12 protein-coding genes are annotated in these 16,296 nt (G+C 72.3%); 4 read left to right on the forward strand and 8 right to left on the reverse strand.

The window, feature by feature from the left end:
• Positions 1 to 534 precede the first annotated feature (534 nt).
• On the reverse strand, positions 535 to 1,062 hold the full coding sequence (locus ACIBCM_RS30255) for a toxin-antitoxin system, toxin component (RefSeq protein ID WP_399248742.1): 528 nt from the start codon (positions 1,060 to 1,062) through the stop codon (positions 535 to 537).
• A 233-nt stretch (positions 1,063 to 1,295) separates the two neighbouring features.
• Here ACIBCM_RS30255 and ACIBCM_RS30260 point away from each other — a divergent pair, with 233 nt between their 5' ends.
• Both ACIBCM_RS30260 and ACIBCM_RS30265 read left to right on the forward strand, forming a co-directional pair.
• Positions 1,296 to 2,834 carry an ATP-dependent DNA ligase gene (locus ACIBCM_RS30260; protein ID WP_399248744.1) on the forward strand — a complete coding sequence of 513 codons (1,539 nt, stop codon included), beginning with the start codon at positions 1,296 to 1,298 and terminating at the stop codon, positions 2,832 to 2,834.
• A 663-nt stretch (positions 2,835 to 3,497) separates the two neighbouring features.
• Positions 3,498 to 3,803, forward strand: a complete 306-nt coding sequence (locus tag ACIBCM_RS30265; RefSeq protein ID WP_399248746.1) for a 4a-hydroxytetrahydrobiopterin dehydratase — start codon at positions 3,498 to 3,500, stop codon at positions 3,801 to 3,803.
• Positions 3,804 to 3,966: 163 nt separating this feature from the next.
• Here ACIBCM_RS30265 and ACIBCM_RS30270 read toward each other — a convergent pair whose 3' ends face one another.
• Positions 3,967 to 4,800 (reverse strand): NmrA family NAD(P)-binding protein, encoded by an 834-nt coding sequence (locus ACIBCM_RS30270; protein WP_399248748.1) that lies wholly within the window; start codon positions 4,798 to 4,800, stop codon positions 3,967 to 3,969.
• 80 nt (positions 4,801 to 4,880) lie between these two features.
• On the opposite strand from ACIBCM_RS30270, the gene ACIBCM_RS30275 reads away from it, so the two are divergent.
• Positions 4,881 to 5,882, forward strand: a complete 1,002-nt coding sequence (locus ACIBCM_RS30275; RefSeq protein ID WP_399248750.1) for a cupin domain-containing protein — start codon at positions 4,881 to 4,883, stop codon at positions 5,880 to 5,882.
• Positions 5,879 to 6,739 (forward strand): class I SAM-dependent methyltransferase, encoded by an 861-nt coding sequence (locus tag ACIBCM_RS30280; RefSeq protein ID WP_399248752.1) that lies wholly within the window; start codon positions 5,879 to 5,881, stop codon positions 6,737 to 6,739. The genes ACIBCM_RS30275 and ACIBCM_RS30280 overlap by 4 nt, the downstream gene beginning before the upstream one ends.
• Before the next feature lie 143 nt (positions 6,740 to 6,882).
• Here ACIBCM_RS30280 and ACIBCM_RS30285 read toward each other — a convergent pair whose 3' ends face one another.
• The 6 genes from ACIBCM_RS30285 to ACIBCM_RS30310 all read right to left on the reverse strand — a co-directional run bounded on the left by ACIBCM_RS30285 (position 6,883) and on the right by ACIBCM_RS30310 (position 15,834).
• On the reverse strand, positions 6,883 to 7,347 hold the full coding sequence (locus ACIBCM_RS30285) for an RICIN domain-containing protein (protein WP_399248754.1): 465 nt from the start codon (positions 7,345 to 7,347) through the stop codon (positions 6,883 to 6,885).
• 129 nt (positions 7,348 to 7,476) lie between these two features.
• A complete protein-coding gene (locus ACIBCM_RS30290; RefSeq protein ID WP_399248756.1) occupies positions 7,477 to 8,310 on the reverse strand; it encodes an aldo/keto reductase in 834 nt (277 codons plus the stop codon).
• A gap of 480 nt (positions 8,311 to 8,790) precedes the next feature.
• Complete coding sequence (locus tag ACIBCM_RS30295; protein WP_399248757.1) at positions 8,791 to 9,561, reverse strand: ABC transporter ATP-binding protein; 771 nt, start codon at positions 9,559 to 9,561, stop codon at positions 8,791 to 8,793.
• Complete coding sequence (locus tag ACIBCM_RS30300; protein WP_399248759.1) at positions 9,558 to 12,590, reverse strand: ATP-binding cassette domain-containing protein; 3,033 nt, start codon at positions 12,588 to 12,590, stop codon at positions 9,558 to 9,560. Before ACIBCM_RS30300 ends, ACIBCM_RS30295 begins: the two co-directional genes overlap by 4 nt.
• Before the next feature lie 12 nt (positions 12,591 to 12,602).
• On the reverse strand, positions 12,603 to 13,865 hold the full coding sequence (locus tag ACIBCM_RS30305) for an ABC transporter substrate-binding protein (RefSeq protein ID WP_399248761.1): 1,263 nt from the start codon (positions 13,863 to 13,865) through the stop codon (positions 12,603 to 12,605).
• Positions 13,866 to 14,010: 145 nt separating this feature from the next.
• Entirely contained in the window at positions 14,011 to 15,834 is a 1,824-nt protein-coding gene (locus ACIBCM_RS30310; RefSeq protein ID WP_399248762.1) for an AMP-dependent synthetase/ligase, read from the reverse strand.
• Positions 15,835 to 16,296: the final 462 nt, after the last annotated feature.

Here is a 16,296-nt window from a genome sequence, read left to right on the forward strand (position 1 = left end):
CCGCACCGGCCAGGTACGGATCCGACTCGTACGGACCGAGTACGCGCCGACCGGTCACGGTCGAACCGGTCACGCAGGGACCGGCTACTCGCCGACCGGCCACGTACGTCCCGAGCACCTGCGTCCCGGTTGTGTACGGGCCATATACCCGCTGGCCGGATCCGGCCGCACGGGCCATGTGCGAACCGGTCGCGTACGTCCCGAGCACCTGTGCCCCGGTTACGTACGGGGTGCATGCCCGCTGACCGGATTCGGTCGCACCGGCCTTGTGTGAACCGGCCACGCGCCGACCGGTCACGTATGTCCCGAGCACCTGCGCCCGGTTTATGTACGGGCCGCATACCCGCTGACTGGATCCGGTCGCACCGGCCATGTGCGAACGGACCACGCGCCGACCGGTCACGTACGGACCGGTCACGTACGTCCCGAACAGATGCACACCGATCACCCACGGGCCACCGGTATGCCGACCGGCCCCGGGCCCCGCTTCCCGCGGCCCGTATCCCTGAGCGCCGCCACTGGATCCGTACATTCTCAGCCCACGACCCCGCGGCGTCCCAGGGACACCTGAATACGCCCGGCGAGCCCGTCCTCCGGCGGACCGCCGGGCCCGGGGCGGGCGTCCAGCCATGGACGCAGCTCGCTGCCGAGCATGATGCCGAACAGCTCGGCCGCCCGCTCCTGTTCCGTCACGAGGTCGCCCCGGGCCGCGATGGCCGCGACCACCGTCCCGAGGTCCACGTCCGGCGCCAGCGCGCGGGCCGCCGCGGCTCCGGCCGCGTGCCCGCCGCGATGACCGGCGTACATGTGCCAGATCTCATGCCCCAGGATGACCAGCTGGTGCTGAGGCGGCGCGGTCGCCTCGACGACGATCAGATCGCCGTCGTCCCCGTCCAGCCAGATGCCGCTGACCGTTCCCGGCGGGAACCGCAGAAAACAGAGGCGGACCTCACGGTCGCGCAGTTCGCTCACCGCGCCGGCGACCGCCGAGAACAGCTCGGGCGGATCGGCGGGTGCGGGCAGCCGCAGGCTCGCCGACAACCGCGCGCACAACCGGCGCATCTCCTTGCTTCTGCCGCACACAGCACCCCACCCTGTCCGACCCGAACCCGCGCGGGTCCCGAAGGAACTCCGCGTTCCGCAACTGCCCCTCGTACGAACGCACTTCGGCCCGGCGGGGCCACGGTGATCACACAACCGTGCAACCGTACTTCGTACATGTGTGCCCAGGGAATCCCCCCACCCCCCGCCCGGCTGCGGGTGCGGCCTCCCGCCGCCCGGTGCACCATGGCCGCATGCTCCTGGCACGAGTCGCCGAAGTGTCCCGGGACGTGGCCGCCACCTCCGCGCGTTCGCGCAAGACCGCCCTGCTCGCGGACCTGTTCGCCGACACCGGGCCCGCGCAGGTGGCTCTGGTCATCTCCTATCTCGCCGGCCGGCTGCCGCAGGGCCGGATCGGTGTCGGCTGGAGTTCCCTCAAGGACCCGCCCCCCGCCGCCGGGGCGCCCGCACTGACCGTCGACGCGACCGACCGGGCCCTGACCGCGCTCGCGGGTCTCGGGGGTCCCGGCTCGGGGGCCGAACGCCGTCGGCTCGTACGGGAACTCCTCGCCGCCGCCACCGAGGAGGAACAGCGCTTCCTCACGCGGCTGCTGCTGGGCGAGGTCCGCCAGGGGGCGCTGGACGCGATCGCCCTGGACGCCGTCGCCCGGGCGGCCCACGCGCCCGCCGACGCGGTGCGCCGGGCGGTCATGCTCGACGGCTCGCTGCCCCGTGTCGCCACCGCCCTCCTCGCCGACGGGCCCGGTGCCCTGGCCCGGTTCCGGCTGCGGGTCGGCAGTCCCGTCCTGCCCATGCTCGCCCATACCGCGCCGTCGGTCACCCATGCCGTGGCGACCCTGGCCGCCCCCTGCGCCGTGGAGGAGAAGCTCGACGGCATCCGCGTCCAGGTGCACCGCGACGGCGACGACATCCGGATCTTCACCCGCTCGCTCGACGACATCACCGGCCGGCTGCCCGAAGTGATCGACGCGGCCCGCGCCATGACGGGCGACCGGTTCATCCTGGACGGCGAGGTCATCGCCCTGGACTCAGCCGGGCGGCCCGTCACCTTCCAGGAGATCGCCTCCCGCGTCGGCTCCCGCACCGATGTGGGCGCGGCCCGCGCCGTACTCCCGGTCACCCCCGTCTTCTTCGACGTCCTCGCCGCCGACGGCGAGGACGTCCTCGACCTCCCGGGTTCCGAACGGCACGCCGTACTGTCCCGGCTGGTGCCCGAGCCGCAGCGGGTACGGCGTACCGTCGTCGCCGATCCCGCCGACAGCGCGCAGAGTGAGGCGGCGGAGGTGTTCCTCGCCGCGACCCTGGCCCGTGGCCACGAAGGCGTCCTGGTGAAGGCTCTCGACGCGCCCTATGCCGCCGGCCGCCGGGGCCGCTCCTGGCTCAAGGTCAAGCCCGTCCACACCCTGGACCTCGTCGTCCTCGCCGCCGAGTGGGGCCACGGCCGGCGCACCGGCCTGCTCTCCAATCTGCATCTGGGGGCGCGGGCCGCCGACGGTTCCTGGGTCATGCTCGGCAAGACCTTCAAGGGGCTCACGGACGAGATGCTCCGCTGGCAGACCCGGCGGCTCGGCGAACTCTCCGTGGCGGACGACGGATTCACGGTACGCGTCAGGCCGGAGCTGGTCGTGGAGATCGCCTACGACGGCCTTCAGCGCTCCTCCCGCTACCCCGGCGGGGTCGCTCTGCGGTTCGCCCGGGTGCTGCGGCACCGGCCCGACAAGGCGGCGGGGGAGGCGGACACCATGGACCGGGTCCTGGAGTCGCGGGACTGACCCCGGGCGCCCGGAGGCCCGGGCGGAGGCCCCGGACGGCGGGCGGGGCGCGGCAGCAGCTCGTCCGGTCGCTCCGGCGGCGGGGTGAGTTGGGTGCCCCGCCCGGTCCCGGCGACCGCCCGTTGTTCCGGCCCCGGGTCCCCGGGAGGGCATCGAGCCCGTGATGCTCCCGGCCCGGCATACCCCGGCCACTCGGGTTCCGGCCCGGCCCGGTAGCCGGGCCGGGCGCTCCGGTTCCGCTCCCGGGCCGGGCGTACTCCGGCCGGGCGTTCCGGCTCCACCCGGACTGCATACGACGATGTATCCCGGCTGCACACCGGCGGGTGACGCGAACGCCCGCCGGCACGGAGACCGTGGACGAGGAGAAGCCGGACCCGCACCCGACCCGGAGGGAATCCGTCCCATCAGCCTGCCCCCGCACCCCCGGCCACGGACCCGGCGGGCGGGGCCGCACGGCCGCCGCCTTACCGGCCGCCCTACCGGCCGTGTCCGGTGTGACCCTCACGCCGGTCCCCGCCGGTGCCGCGCCCTGGTGGCGCCGGGCGGGCTGACCGGGGCCGGCCGGTTTCCTGGGCGACTTCCTCCGGTAGGGCGTACACACCGGCCGCCGGAACGGGCACCCTCCTGTGAGGGCGCCACCGTGTACCGAAGGGATGTCAGACCATGGCCACAGAGCCGCTGTCACACCAGGAGATCGAGGACCGCCTCCGGGAGCTTTCCGGCTGGTCGTTCCAGGACGACCGCATCACCCGTGAGTACCGTCTCTCCTCGCACTTCGCCGCCGTCGCGCTGGTGGTGCACATCGCCCGCGTCCAGGACGAGCTGAACCACCACTCGGACCTGGCGCTCGGCTACAACACGGTGTCGCTGAGCGTACGGACGCACGACGCCGGGGGCGTGGTGACCGAGAAGGACATCCGGCTCGCGACCCGGGTGGAACGGATCGCCCGGGCCCACGAAGCGGAGTAGGGCACCGGGGGAGCCCCGCGCCGTTCGCCCCCGGTCCGGTTCAGTCCGGTCCGTTCCGGTCCGGGTCCGGTTCAGTCCGGTCCGGTGCGGGGCTCCGAACCGGATCCCGCCCCACCCGTCGGCGGGAGCGTCTTCCCCGGTCCGGACGCCCCACCCGTACCGGCTATCCGCCCCAGATGTCGCGGGCGAAATCGGAGAAGTCACGCGCCTCGCGGCCCAGTACCTCCTGTACGCCGTCCGTCGTCGACGCGTTGTGGCCGTCCATCAGCGTGGTGAACAGTTCCGCCAGCCACACCGCGTCCGCCTCTGGGTAGCCCATCTCCTGTACGGCCCCGCTGTAGTCCGCGCAGGAGACGGGGACATAGCGGACCTGCCGTCCCGAGACACGCGAGATCTCCGCGGCCACCTCGGCGAAGGTGAGGAGCCGGGGCCCGGTCAGTTCGTGGACCCGTCCCGCGTGACGGTCCTCGGTCAGCACCGTGACCAGGACATCCGCGAGATCGTCCGCGTCGATGAACGGCTCGGCCGTGTCGCCCGCGGGGAAGAGGATCTCCCCGTTCGCGACCCCTTCCGCCATCGGTCCCTCCGAGAAGTTCTGCGCGAAGAACGAGGCCCGGACGACCGTGAGGCCGACACCCGACTCCCCGAGCGCCGATTCCGCGGCGACCGCCTGCGGCTCGCCCCTGCCGGAGAGCGCGACCAGTCGCCCGACGCCCGCCGCGGCGGCCTCCCGGCCGAAGGTGCGCATCGCCTCGACCGCACCGGGTGCGGCCAGGTCCGGGTAGTACGCCACATACGCGGCCGTCGCGCCCGCCAGGGCCGGGGCCCATGTCTCGGGCGCCTCCCAGTCGAAGGCCACCCCGTTCGCGCCCGCGCCCTTGCGGGACCCGGCCCGCACCCGTACACCCTTCTCGTCGAGGCGCCGGGTCACGCGTGTCCCCGTCTTGCCCGTCGCCGCCGTCACCAGCACTGTTTCCTGCTTCGCATTCTGCGTCATGTCCCCAGACTGGCCCGGCTCCCGTGGACTCTCCATGCGTGAAAGGCTCATTGCCATATGTATCCGTCTACGCTGGGGCCATGGATGCTCTCGCCGGACTGCTCGAAGGCCCTCGCGCCCGGGGCGCGTTTCTGCTGCGGATGGTGATGGAGCCGCCCTGGTCGGTCCGGGTGGAGGACCGCGCCCCCCTCGCGCTGATGTGCATGACCAGGGGCGAGGCCTGGATCACGCCCGAGCGGGGAGACTCGGTGCTGCTGCGCCCCGGGGACGTCGCGATCGCGCGCGGCCCGGCGCCGTACACCATCGGTGACACCCCGGAGACCGAGCCGCTGGCGTACGTCGGTCCCGGCGGGGACTGCCGCACACTGCGGGGCGAACCGCTCGCGGAGGTCATGAGCGTGGGGGTGCGTAGCTGGGGCAACGACCCCGAGGGCTCATCGGTCATGCAGATCGGGGTGTATCAGATGGCGGGTGAGGTCCAGTCCCGGCTGCTGGACGCGCTGCCCGATCTGCTGCACCTGCCCGCCGAGGGCTGGACCTGCCCGCTGCTGCCGGTGCTGGAGGAGGAGCTGATGCGGGACGACCCGGGGCAGAGCGTGATGCTCGACCGGATCCTGGATCTGGTGCTGGTCACCGCGTTGCGCAGCTGGTTCTCCCGGCCGGAGGCGAGCGCCCCCGGCTGGTACCGGGCCGTGGGCGACCCGGTCGTGGGCCGCGCGCTCGGACTGTTGGAGGACGGTCCGGCCCGGCCGTGGACGGTCGCGAAGCTGGCGGCGGAGTGCGGGGTGTCCAGGGCCCAGCTCGCGCGCCGGTTCCACGAACTGGCGGGGGAGCCCCCGATGGCGTATCTCACCCGCCTGCGGCTGGATCTCGCCGCCGATCTGCTGCGGACGACGGATGCCACGGTGGAGTCCGTGGCGCGCAAGGTCGGCTACAGCGGCTCCTTCGCGCTGAGCGCGGCCTTCAAGAGGGTCCGCGGGGTCAGCCCGCGTGACTACCGCACCCAGTACGGGGAATCCACTTTGCCGGAACCGCAATTTTCCTCGCCCCTGGCGCCGCGTCGCATGACTCTGGTGCCATGAGTCATCACCACCACACGACAGAGTTCGACTGGGACGCCATGGGGCCGCAGCTGGAGCGCGGAGCCGAACTGCACGGCGACCTGTACCGGCAGGCCGCCGCATGGCTGAGCGGACTGATCCCGGCGGCCGGTGTCCGCCGGGTCCTCGATGTCGGCAGCGGCCCCGGAGTGCTCACCGTGCTGCTCGCCGAGGTGTTCCCGTACGCCGAGGTGGTCGCCGTGGACGGCAACCCGCCGCTGCTGGAGCGGGCCCGCGCCCGCGCCGACCGCACGGGTACCGGCGACCGTGTACGGACTCTGCACGCCGAACTCCCCGGCGATCTCGCCCGTCTGGGCGAGGCCGATCTGATCTGGGCGGGGGATTCGCTGCACCACATCGGCGACCAGCGCGCCGCGCTCGCGGGGTTCGCCGGACTGCTGCGGCCGGGGGGTCTGCTGGCGCTGGTGGAGGGCGGACTCCCGGCCCGCCATCTCCCGCGTGACATCGGGCTCGGACGGCCGGCCCTGGAGGCCAGGATGGACGCCGCCGCCGCGGACTGGTTCACCAGGATGCGCGCCGAACTGCCCGGCTCCAAGGACGAGGTGGAGGACTGGCGGGCCCTGCTGACCGGCGCGGGCCTCAACCCGGGCGGGACCCGCTCCTTCCTGCTGGACATCCCCGCGCCGCTGCCGCTCACCGTGCGCGAACAGCTCGTGGCCACCTTCGCCCACCGTCGTACCGCCATGGACGGGGTGCTCGACGCGGACGATCTCGCCGTACTGGACCGGCTGCTCGACCCCGAGGACCCGCAGGGTCTGACACAGCGCGCGGACACCTATCTGCTCACCGCCCGTACGGTGCACACGGCGCGCCGCTGACGGCACATCCCCGGAGGCCGCTGGGGCGCCCGCCCCGTGGACGGTCCCCGGTCGGCCCAAGCCCTCCCCGGCCATCGCCGGCCGCACCACCGAGGAGGGAGGGACCGTCGTACGCCCGGTTCTGCTCAGCGCGGAGGATCCGGTCACCGCCCCTGGGCGCAGGGTTCGAGGCGCCACTGCTGGCCGGGGGAGTCGGTGTCCTCCCACTGCTGGACGCGGGCGCCGTCGTCCGTGGAGGCGTCGGCGACCTCCAGCAGCAGGCCGCTGACGAAACTGACGAGGGCGACGGTGCCCGGCGCGTCCAGATGGCGCTCGATGATCCACTCCTGGGCGCCGAAGTTGTTGGGCCGCCACTGCTGGACGCGGGCGCCGTTCTCGGTGGAGGCGTCGGCGACATCGAGCCGCTTGCCGCTGGCCGCACTGACGAAGTGGTACAGGCCGCTCCCGTTCGGGACGGGGTCGATCTGCCACTCCTGGGCTGCGGTGCCGTTCTCCTTGCCCTGCTGGACGACGGCGCCGCTGCCCTTGACCCCTCCGTACACCTCCAGAAGCAGCCCGCTGCCGACATTGCGCACCCGGTAGCGGCCGGGTGTGAAGGCCCCGCTCAATTCCCGTACTCCTCGGTCCGTGTCTTCAGTCGCCACCGGCCGTCCGACCGCCCCGGCGGCGGCCGTCGCGCACCGGGGTGCGCGCTGCCGCCGCCGAGTGATCGTACGAGAGGGTCCCGACCGTGCTGCTCAGACGTAGTCGAAGGTGGCCGGGTCGGGGCCCAGGCGCTTGCCCTCGTCCAGTGCCGCGAAGGCCGCCAGGTCGTCGGCGTCCAGTTCGAAGTCGAAGACGTCGATGTTCTCGCGGATCCGCGACGGCGTCACGGACTTGGGGATGGCCACGTGGCCGAGTTGGAGATGCCAGCGCAGCACCACCTGGGCCGGGCTGCGCCCGTGCTTGCGGGCGACGGCGACGACCGTCGGTGCCTCCAGCAGCCCCTTGCCCTGGCCCAGCGGTGACCACGCCTCGGTGGTGATGCCGTGCCGGGCGTGGATCTCGCGGAGTTCGCGCTGCTGGAGCTGGGGGTGCAGCTCGATCTGGTTGACCGCGGGGACGACCGAGGACGCGCCGATCAGCCGCTCCAGGTGCTCCGGGAGGAAGTTGGAGACACCGATCGCCTTGGCGCGGCCGTCGGCCAGGAGCTTCTCGAAGGCGCGGTAGCTGTCGGCGTACAGGTCCTTGGACGGCCTCGGCCAGTGGATCAGATACAGGTCGACGTAGTCGAGCCCGAGCCGCGTCAGCGAGGCGTCGAACGCGCGCAGGGTCTTGTCGTAGCCCTGGGAGTCGTTCCAGAGCTTCGTGGTGACGAAGAGGTCCTCGCGGGGGATCCCGGAGGCGGCGACGGCGCGGCCCGTGCCCGCCTCGTTCTCGTAGACCGCCGCGGTGTCGATGCTGCGGTACCCGGCCTCCAGCGCCGTGGCGACCGCCGTCGCCGCCTCGTCGTCGGGCACCTGCCAGACGCCGAAGCCGAGCTGCGGCATCCGGAGGCCGTTGTTGAGGGTCAGGGAGGGGACCTTGCTCACGAGGGGTGGATCCTTACGTCGTCGGGGTACCCACACACGTACTCCGTGGTGTTCCAGGAGAACGAACGGCCCGGTGACGGCATTCCCGCGACGCGCCGACGAGTGCCGTCCTGTGCGGTCGGCCGGGATCGGGACCGTCTGCCGTCCTGTGCCGTCGGCCGGGATCGGGACCGTCTGCCGTCGGCCGGGGCACCGGGACCGCCCGTCCGAGCGCCCGTCGCCCGTCGGCGCCCGGCCGCGCCGCGCAGGGGGTATGCCATTGAATAGAACGTTCATTTCAGCGAGACGCCCCTCCGCCGGGACCGCCGCCGAGGTCCGAGCGCCCCGGACCGCACCGGCGGACGACACCGCGCTCCCCGAACAGCGCCCGGTCGCCCGACCCATGGGCCCCGGCGATCTCGAACGGCTCCGGGAGAGCCGCTCGTCGAACGGTTTCCGGTCCGCGATCCGATCGTCGGGGCCGTGGGGGACGGCAGGGACTCAGGTGGTACCGAGATACGCCTCCACGACCTTGGCGTCGGCCCGTACCTCGGCGGCGGTGCCCTCCGCCAGCACCGTGCCCAGATCGAGGACGACGACCCGGGCGCACAGCTCCATCACGAACGCCACATTGTGCTCCACGAGGAGGACCGCACAGCCCTCCTCCTCCGCGAGATGCCGTACGACGGCGGCGAGCCGTGCCCGTTCGTCGCCGGACATCCCCGAGGCGGGCTCGTCCAGCAGCAGCACCTGGGGAGGGTCGGCCAGGGCCCGCGCCAGCTCGACCATGCGGGCCTGGCCCACGGGCAGGGCGCCCGCGTAGCCGTCGGCGAGGGCGTCGAGACCGCAGTCGCGCAGCACGGCCGAGGCCCTGGCCCGGCGTGCGGTCTCCCTCGTACGCCGGGTGGGCGAGGCGACCAGATCCGCCGCGAGCCCCCCGCCGCCACCGCGCCACTCCTGCGCCACCAGGAGATTGTCGGCGACCGTGAGCTGACCGAAGAGCTGCTGGCGCTGGAAGGTCCGGCGCATACCGTGGCGGGCCCGCCAGACCGGCGAGCGGCGGGTGATGTCCACTCCGTTCAGCCGCACCCGCCCCTCGTCCGGCCGGCGGATCCCCGAGACGACGTCGAAGAACGTGGTCTTGCCCGCGCCGTTGGGACCGATCAGCCCGCAGACCTCACCGGGCGCGATTCCGAGTCCGACCCCTTCCAGGGCGCGGATCCCGCCGAACCGCACCCCCACACCGGACGCCTCCAGCACATATCCGCTCATGGCCGGACCCCTTCCGTGAGCCCCAGATACGCCTCCGTCAGCCGGTCCGTCTCCACCTCGGCGCGCGGACCGCTCCAGGAGACACCGCCCTGGGCGAGATAGGCCACGGTGTCCGCGATCCCGAGGACCTCGGCCGCCTTCTCCTCCACCAGCAGCAGAGCGGTGCCCCGTGCCCTCAGATCGGTCAGCAGCCCGAACACCTCCTCGACCACGCGGGGAGCCAGCCCGAGGGAGGGCTCGTCCGCGATCAGAACCTCCGGGGGACGCTGGAGCAGCGGGGCGAGGGCGAGCATCTGCTGCTCACCGCCGGACAGCGACCCGGCCGGGACCGTACGCCGGTCGGCGAGCCCGGGGAACCGTTCGTAGACGGCGTTCCGGGCGTCGGCGTCGCCCAACTGGAGGGCGAGGTTCTCCTCGATGCTCAGCGACGGGAAGATGCCCCGCCCCTCGGGGGCGAGCAGCACTCCACCGCGCGCCCGCAGCACCGGGCCGTCGCGGGTGGCGTCCCGGCCCCCGACCCGGACGGTGCCCCGGGTGGGGGTGATGACCCCGGCGGCGACCCGGCAGATCGTCGACTTCCCGGCGCCGTTGGGGCCGAGGAGGGCGAGGATCTCCCCGGAGCGGAGCTCCAGGTCGACACCGTGCAGAACGGGTGCGGTGTCGTATCCCGCGTCCACGCCGATGAGCTGGAGTACGGGGGCGGCGGCGGACGGCACCCGGGCAGCCGCCGCGGCTTCTGCAGCTACCGGATCCGCGACCGGTGAGCCGTTGGCCCGGGAGGCTCCCGGGCCGTTGAGCAGGGGACCTTCCCCGGATGCCGGTACGGCGGCCGACGCCGGGGTCCCGGGGCCGGGGAACGCGCTCCCGCTCCCATTGGGTGACGGCTTCCCGTCCCCCGCCGTACCGGTGAGGACGCCCGGGTCGGCTCCGGCCGCCGTTCCGGTACCGGCTTCCGCCGGGGTTCCGGTAGCCGTGACCGTACCGGCTTCCGTACCGGCCCCGGCTGCCGCTCCGTTGCCGACTCCAACCCCAACCCCAGCCCCAGCCCCGGCCCCGGACAGTGCGCCTGTGGTGGCGCCGGCAGCTGCGACCGTTCCCGTGCCCGGGGCCCCCGTGCCCTTGGCGAGGGCGCGGGCGTGACGGCGTACCGACACGGCCGCGCAGTAGCCGTCCGGGTCGTTCGCGAGGGCGAGACCCGCGAGACCGAAGAGAATGACCGGGAGATGCGCGGACTCGGTCACATACTCCGACAGCAGATGCGGCATGATCGCGAAGACCAGCCCGGCGACCACGGCGAACTGCGGCCGGCGCAGACCCGCCGCGACCACTACCGCCAGCCAGATCAGACCGGTCATCGCGGTGAAGTCGGTCGCCGTGATACGGGTGTTGTACGAGGCGTACATCACGCCCCCGAAGCCCGCGAGCCCCGCCGAGAGCGTGAACAGCAGCAGCTTCGTCCGGATCACCGACACCCCGCTGGCGAGTGCCGCCGCGGGAGCCGACCGTACCGCCAGCATCGCGCGCCCGGAGGGGGAGTTGCGCAGCGCGCTCAGGGCGGCCACGGCCGCCGCGACCAGGACCAGGAGCGCCAGCCCCATCGCCCGGTCGTCGGTCAGATCGAAGGGGCCGAAGACCGGGCGGGGGATCTCCCACCCGGTGTCCCCGTTCCGCAGCCAGCCCATCTGGAACAGCACCTGGTCCGCGAGGAAGGCCAGGGCCAGGGTGGCGAGGGCGAGGGAACGGCCGCCCAGGCGCAGCGCGGGCAGGGCCACCAGCGCGCCGAGCACGGCCGCCACGCAGGTCCCGATCGCGGCGGCCGCGACGAACGGCCAGCCGTGGCTCATCAGCAGACCCGCCACCAGCGCCGCGCCCGTCACAAAGGTCGCCTGTGCCAGCGAGACCATCGCACCGAGTCCGGTCACCACGGTGAAGGAGACGAAGACCAGGGAGATCGCGAGCCCCTGCGCGAGGATCCCGCTCCAGAAGGGTGTGGTGACGGTGTAGAAGGAGAGGCCCAGCAGCAGCCCGCCCACCGCCCATGGACCCCAGGTGCGCCTCCACGACCGGCCCGCCAGATAGTCGATCGGCGGGGCGTCCGCCGCCGCGATGCCGGCGGTCCGGCCGCGGCGGGTCAGGAACAGCAGCCCGCCGAACAGGATCAGGAACGGCACCGCCGTACGGAACCCGGTGATCCGGTCGGCGAAGGACGCGTAACCGGCGACCAGGTTCTGCAGAACGCCGAGCCCGAGCCCGCCGGCGAAGGCGATCGGGATCGAGGCGAACCGCCCGAGCACCGCAGCCGTCGCCGAGACGAAGAGGAACAGGGTGTAGTCGTGCGCGGAGAGCCCGAGGAGCGGGGTGGCGAGGACGCCCGCCAGCCCCGCCAGCCCCGAGGCCAGCATCCACGCGATCGAAGAGAGCCGGTCGGCGCTGATACCGCGCAGCTCGACCAGCCCCCGGTTGTCGACGGCGGCGCGCAGCCGCAGCCCGAGGCGGGTGTGCCGCAGAAGGACCCAGAGCGCGACCGCGACCACGGCCGTGGTCACCCAGGTGATGAGCTGGTCGGAGTCGATGCCGACCCCGTCGAGCGGCTGCCAGGACGTCGCCGGGCTGGGACCGACTCCCGGCAGGCCGAACTGGTTCTCCGCGGGTTTCACCGGGGCACCCGCGTGCTCCAGCAGCTCCACCACCCACAGGCCCAGCGCGGGAAGCGCGACCAGCAGACCGATCGTGGCCACGATCTGCGCGGTCTCGCCGACCCGGGCGAGTTTGCGGAACATCAGCCGGTCGAGGGCCCAGCCGATGCCGGGCGCGACCACGAGGACGAGCAGGAGCGCGGTGGGCACGGCGGGCCAGCCGAACCCGGAGTGCAGTTCGTAGAAGGCGAGCGCGCACAGATACGCGGTCGCGCCGTGTGCGAAGTTGAACAGCCCGGAGGCCGAGTACGACAGGACGAGTCCCGTCGCCAGCAGCGCGTACAGCGCACCGGAGACCAGCCCGCTCAGCACGAAGCCCAGCAGATCCGCCATGAGGGACCCCCCTTACTTGAAGGGGATCGGCTGGTAGCACTTGAAGGGCGAGGAGATCCGGTACGCCCCGTCCTTGAGCTGGACGAGCGCGCCGCAGCCGAACGACTCCCGCTGCCCCTTCGGCATCGCCCGGTCACCGACCAGCGTGCCGGTGTCGGAGAAGCTCTTCGCGGCCTGCTGGAAGCTCTCCACCGTCAGGTCCTTCCCGGCCTTCTCGGCGATGGAGAGGAAGAGGTCGGCGGACATATAGCCCGTCATCATGTGCATATTGAGCGGTACGTCCTTGCCGGCCGCCTTGCGGATGTCCTCCTTGAACTGCTTCATGGCCGGGCTGCCCGACTCGAAGGGCTCGAAGGACAGCAGCACATGCACCCCGTCCAGCGCCTGGCGCGTGGCGTCCTTGGCCAGCAGACCGGGGTCGTAGTCGGTGGGATCGGTGATCACGCCCTTGTAGCCGGCGCGCTTCACCGCCGTGAACAGGCCGATGTTGTAAGGGGTCTGCATCACGGAGACGACGGCGTCGGGCGCCTTGCCGCCGTTGCTGCGCAGGATCTCCTTGGTGTACGCGGACCAGTCGTTCGGCAGCGAGGTGGCGGGGACGATGGCCTTGGCGAAGTCGACCTTGAAGCCCGCCGCGGTGAAGCCCTGCTTATAAGTGCGGATGGCGAAGGTGCCGGCGTCGTTGTCCGTGGCGAGGATCGCGACGGACTTGCCCTTCGCGCCGCCCAGCACCTGCGCCAGGCCCTCGGGCCAGCTCTGGGTGATGGTGCCGCCGGGCATCGGGACCATACAGCCGCCGAAGCCGTAGATGTACTCGGGCCCGCAGAAACTCGGGACCGTGCCCCAGCCGAAGGTGGGGACCTTCTGCTGGTTGAGGAAGTCCCCGGCGGAGAAGGTCACCGAACTCATCGGGGAGACCGCGAACACCTTCTCCCGCTGGACCAGTTTGCGCGCGGCGGCGAGGTTTCTGGCTGGATCCTGACCATCGTCCTCGGCTCCGAGGTAGTCGATCTTCCGGCCGTTGACCCCGCCTTCCGCGTTGGCGCGGTCGTAGCGCGCCTTCGCGCCGAGGTCGGTGTCCTTCTTGGAGTAGCCGCTGGCGGTCGTCATGGAGACGATGCCCCCGACCTTGATGGATTCCTTGGTGACGCCGCGTACGGAGGAGCCCTTTCCGGATGATCCGGAGGACTCCCCCGACGTGGACGCCGAGTTGCAGGCGGTGGCGAGAAGCAGCGCCGCGGTGGCCGCGGCGAGGGTGCGGACGGTTCGCAACACAGTGGATCCCTCCCATCGGGGATGTCCGAATTCTGGGCTGGACCTGATGGGCCGTCAATAACTGATACAGCGTTATTTGATGAACCGTCAGGTAGCGTTCGCCGGGTGTCCGGAGGTGTCCGCTCAGCGGTGGCTCAGCGGTGGCTCAGCGGTAGAGCGCGGCCACCTCGGTCGCGTAAGCCGCCTCGATCGCCTTCCGCTTGAGCTTCAGCGAAGGGGTCAGCAGCCCGTGCTCCTCGGTGAAGGGATGCGCCAGAATCCGGAACGTACGGATCGACTCGGCCTGGGAGACGAGGGTGTTGGCGGCGACCACCGCCCGGCGGATCTCCCGTTCCAGATCCGGGTCCCGCACCAGCTCGGCGGGGGACAGCGCGGGCTTGCCGCGCATGGTCAGCCAGTGGTCGACGGCTTCCTGGTCGACGGTGACCAGCGCGGCGACGTGCGGACGGTCGTTGCCGACGGCGATGCACTGGGCGACCAGCGGATGCGAGCGCACCCGTTCCTCCAGCGGTACGGGCGACAGGCTCTTGCCGCCCGACGTCACCAGGATCTCCTTCTTCCGCCCGGTGATCGTCAGATAGCCGTCGTCGTCCAGGGCCCCCAGATCACCGGTCGCCAGCCAGCCCCCGCGCAGCGCGGCGGCGCTGGCCTCCGGGTCCGCGTGGTATCCGGAGAAGACCTGCGGCCCGCGCAGCCACACCTCGCCGTCGTTCGCGATACGGACCGTGGTCCCCGGGACCGGCAGGCCGACCGTGCCGTACTTCGTCTGCTCCGGGGGATTCCCGGTCGCCGCGCCCGTGGTCTCCGTCAGCCCGTACCCCTCGAAGACGGTGACGCCCGCGCCCGCGAAGAAGAGACCGAGCCGCCGGTCCATGGCCGAGCCGCCCGACATCGCGTGCCGCACCCGGCCGCCCATGGCCGCGCGGATCCTTCCGTACACGGCCCGCTCGAAGAACTGGTGCCGCACCCGCAGCGCGGCCGACGGCCCCGGCCCGAGCCCGAACGCCCGGTGCTCCAGCGCCTCCGCGTACCGCACGGCCACCCCGACGGCCTTGTCGAAGGGGCCGGCTCTGCCCTCGCGCTCCGCCTCCCGCCGTGCGGCGCTGTAGATCTTCTCGAAGACGTACGGCACGGCCAGCACGAAGGTGGGCCGGTACGACGCGAGCGCCGGGAGCAGGGCGTCCGACCGCAGCTCCGGCTGATGCGCGAGCCTGACCCGGCTGCGGACCGCCGCCACCTCCACCATGCGTCCGAAGACATGCGCCAGCGGCAGAAAGAGCAGAGTGGCGGGCTCGTCGCCGGGCCTGGCGCGGAAGACCGGGCCCCAGCGTTCGGTGAGCGTGTCGCACTCGAACATGAGGTTGGCGTGGGTGAGGACACAGCCCTTGGGGCGGCCGGTGGTTCCCGAGGTGTAGATGACGGTCGCCGTCGAGTCCGGGGTGACCGCGCGCCGGTGCCGGTGCACCACCTCGTCGTCGATATGCGCGCCCGACTCCGTCAGCAGGGCCACCGCGTCCGTGTCCAGCTGCCACAGCCGCTTGAGCATCGGCAGCCGGTCGACGACCGAACCGATGGTCATGGCGTGGTCCTCGTGCTCCACCACGCAGGCGGTCACCTCGGAGTCGTGCAGTATCCACAGGACCTGGTCGGCCGACGAGGTGGGGTACACGGGCACGGACTGGGCACCGACGGTCCAGATCGCGAAGTCGAAGAGCGTCCACTCGTACCGCGTACGGGACATCAGCGCGATCCGGTCCCCGAACCGTACGCCCTGTGAGATCAGCCCTTTGGCCAGCGCGAGCACCTCGTCACGGAACTGAGCCGCGGTCACGTCCCGCCATCCGCCGGCATCGTCGCCCCGGCTGAGAACGGCCCGTCCGGGGTCCTGAAGGGCATGGTCGAACACGGTGTCGGCCAGCCCGCCGACCTGAGGGGGCGCGTCCAGCGGTGGGACGGTGAACTCGCGCAATGGCCTGCTCCTTGTGGCGCTCCGCACAGCGCCGCGACGCTACCCCACTGTCCGCTGTCGGCGGGAGGCCGTTCAGGAACTGTGGACGAATGGCATCAGCACAGGTCAGACGCAGATGTCCGGGCAGATGCGGAAGGAGGGGACGACCTTCTGACTCCCGGGTAAGTGAGTCGGGCCGGAATCTCCATGAAATCTGTACGGTACATGCACTGGCGCGCTACGGGCTGTGCCGGTCCTCGCGAGCCATCCGCCGACACATACGAACCCCACCCGGCCCGACCCCGGCCACCTCGCACGCGCGGGACGGCGGGCGGGCGGAGGCCCGCCCGGGCTCATGACGCACGGGCCGCGGCGGAGGCCGCGGCGGCGCCGTACCGCACGGAACCGGCTCCCGTACCCGCAGGCAACGGGACCGCCACTCGCACGCGACCGGTCCCCTCCGGGGGAGAACACGTCGGCGTT

This window comes from Streptomyces sp. NPDC051018 (assembly GCF_044456085.1).
In the GTDB taxonomy this organism is placed as follows: domain Bacteria; phylum Actinomycetota; class Actinomycetes; order Streptomycetales; family Streptomycetaceae; genus Streptomyces.

Coding starts and splice junctions, on each gene's coding strand:
- ACIBCM_RS30270 (WP_399248748.1), bottom strand. CDS start 4,800: ATGACGCAGAATGCGAAGCAGGAAACAGTGCTGGTGACGGCGGCGACG.
- ACIBCM_RS30275 (WP_399248750.1), top strand. CDS start 4,881: ATGGATGCTCTCGCCGGACTGCTCGAAGGCCCTCGCGCCCGGGGCGCG.
- ACIBCM_RS30300 (WP_399248759.1), bottom strand. CDS start 12,590: ATGGCGGATCTGCTGGGCTTCGTGCTGAGCGGGCTGGTCTCCGGTGCG.
- ACIBCM_RS30265 (WP_399248746.1), top strand. CDS start 3,498: ATGGCCACAGAGCCGCTGTCACACCAGGAGATCGAGGACCGCCTCCGG.
- ACIBCM_RS30255 (WP_399248742.1), bottom strand. CDS start 1,062: ATGCGCCGGTTGTGCGCGCGGTTGTCGGCGAGCCTGCGGCTGCCCGCA.
- ACIBCM_RS30280 (WP_399248752.1), top strand. CDS start 5,879: ATGAGTCATCACCACCACACGACAGAGTTCGACTGGGACGCCATGGGG.
- ACIBCM_RS30295 (WP_399248757.1), bottom strand. CDS start 9,561: ATGAGCGGATATGTGCTGGAGGCGTCCGGTGTGGGGGTGCGGTTCGGC.
- ACIBCM_RS30260 (WP_399248744.1), top strand. CDS start 1,296: ATGCTCCTGGCACGAGTCGCCGAAGTGTCCCGGGACGTGGCCGCCACC.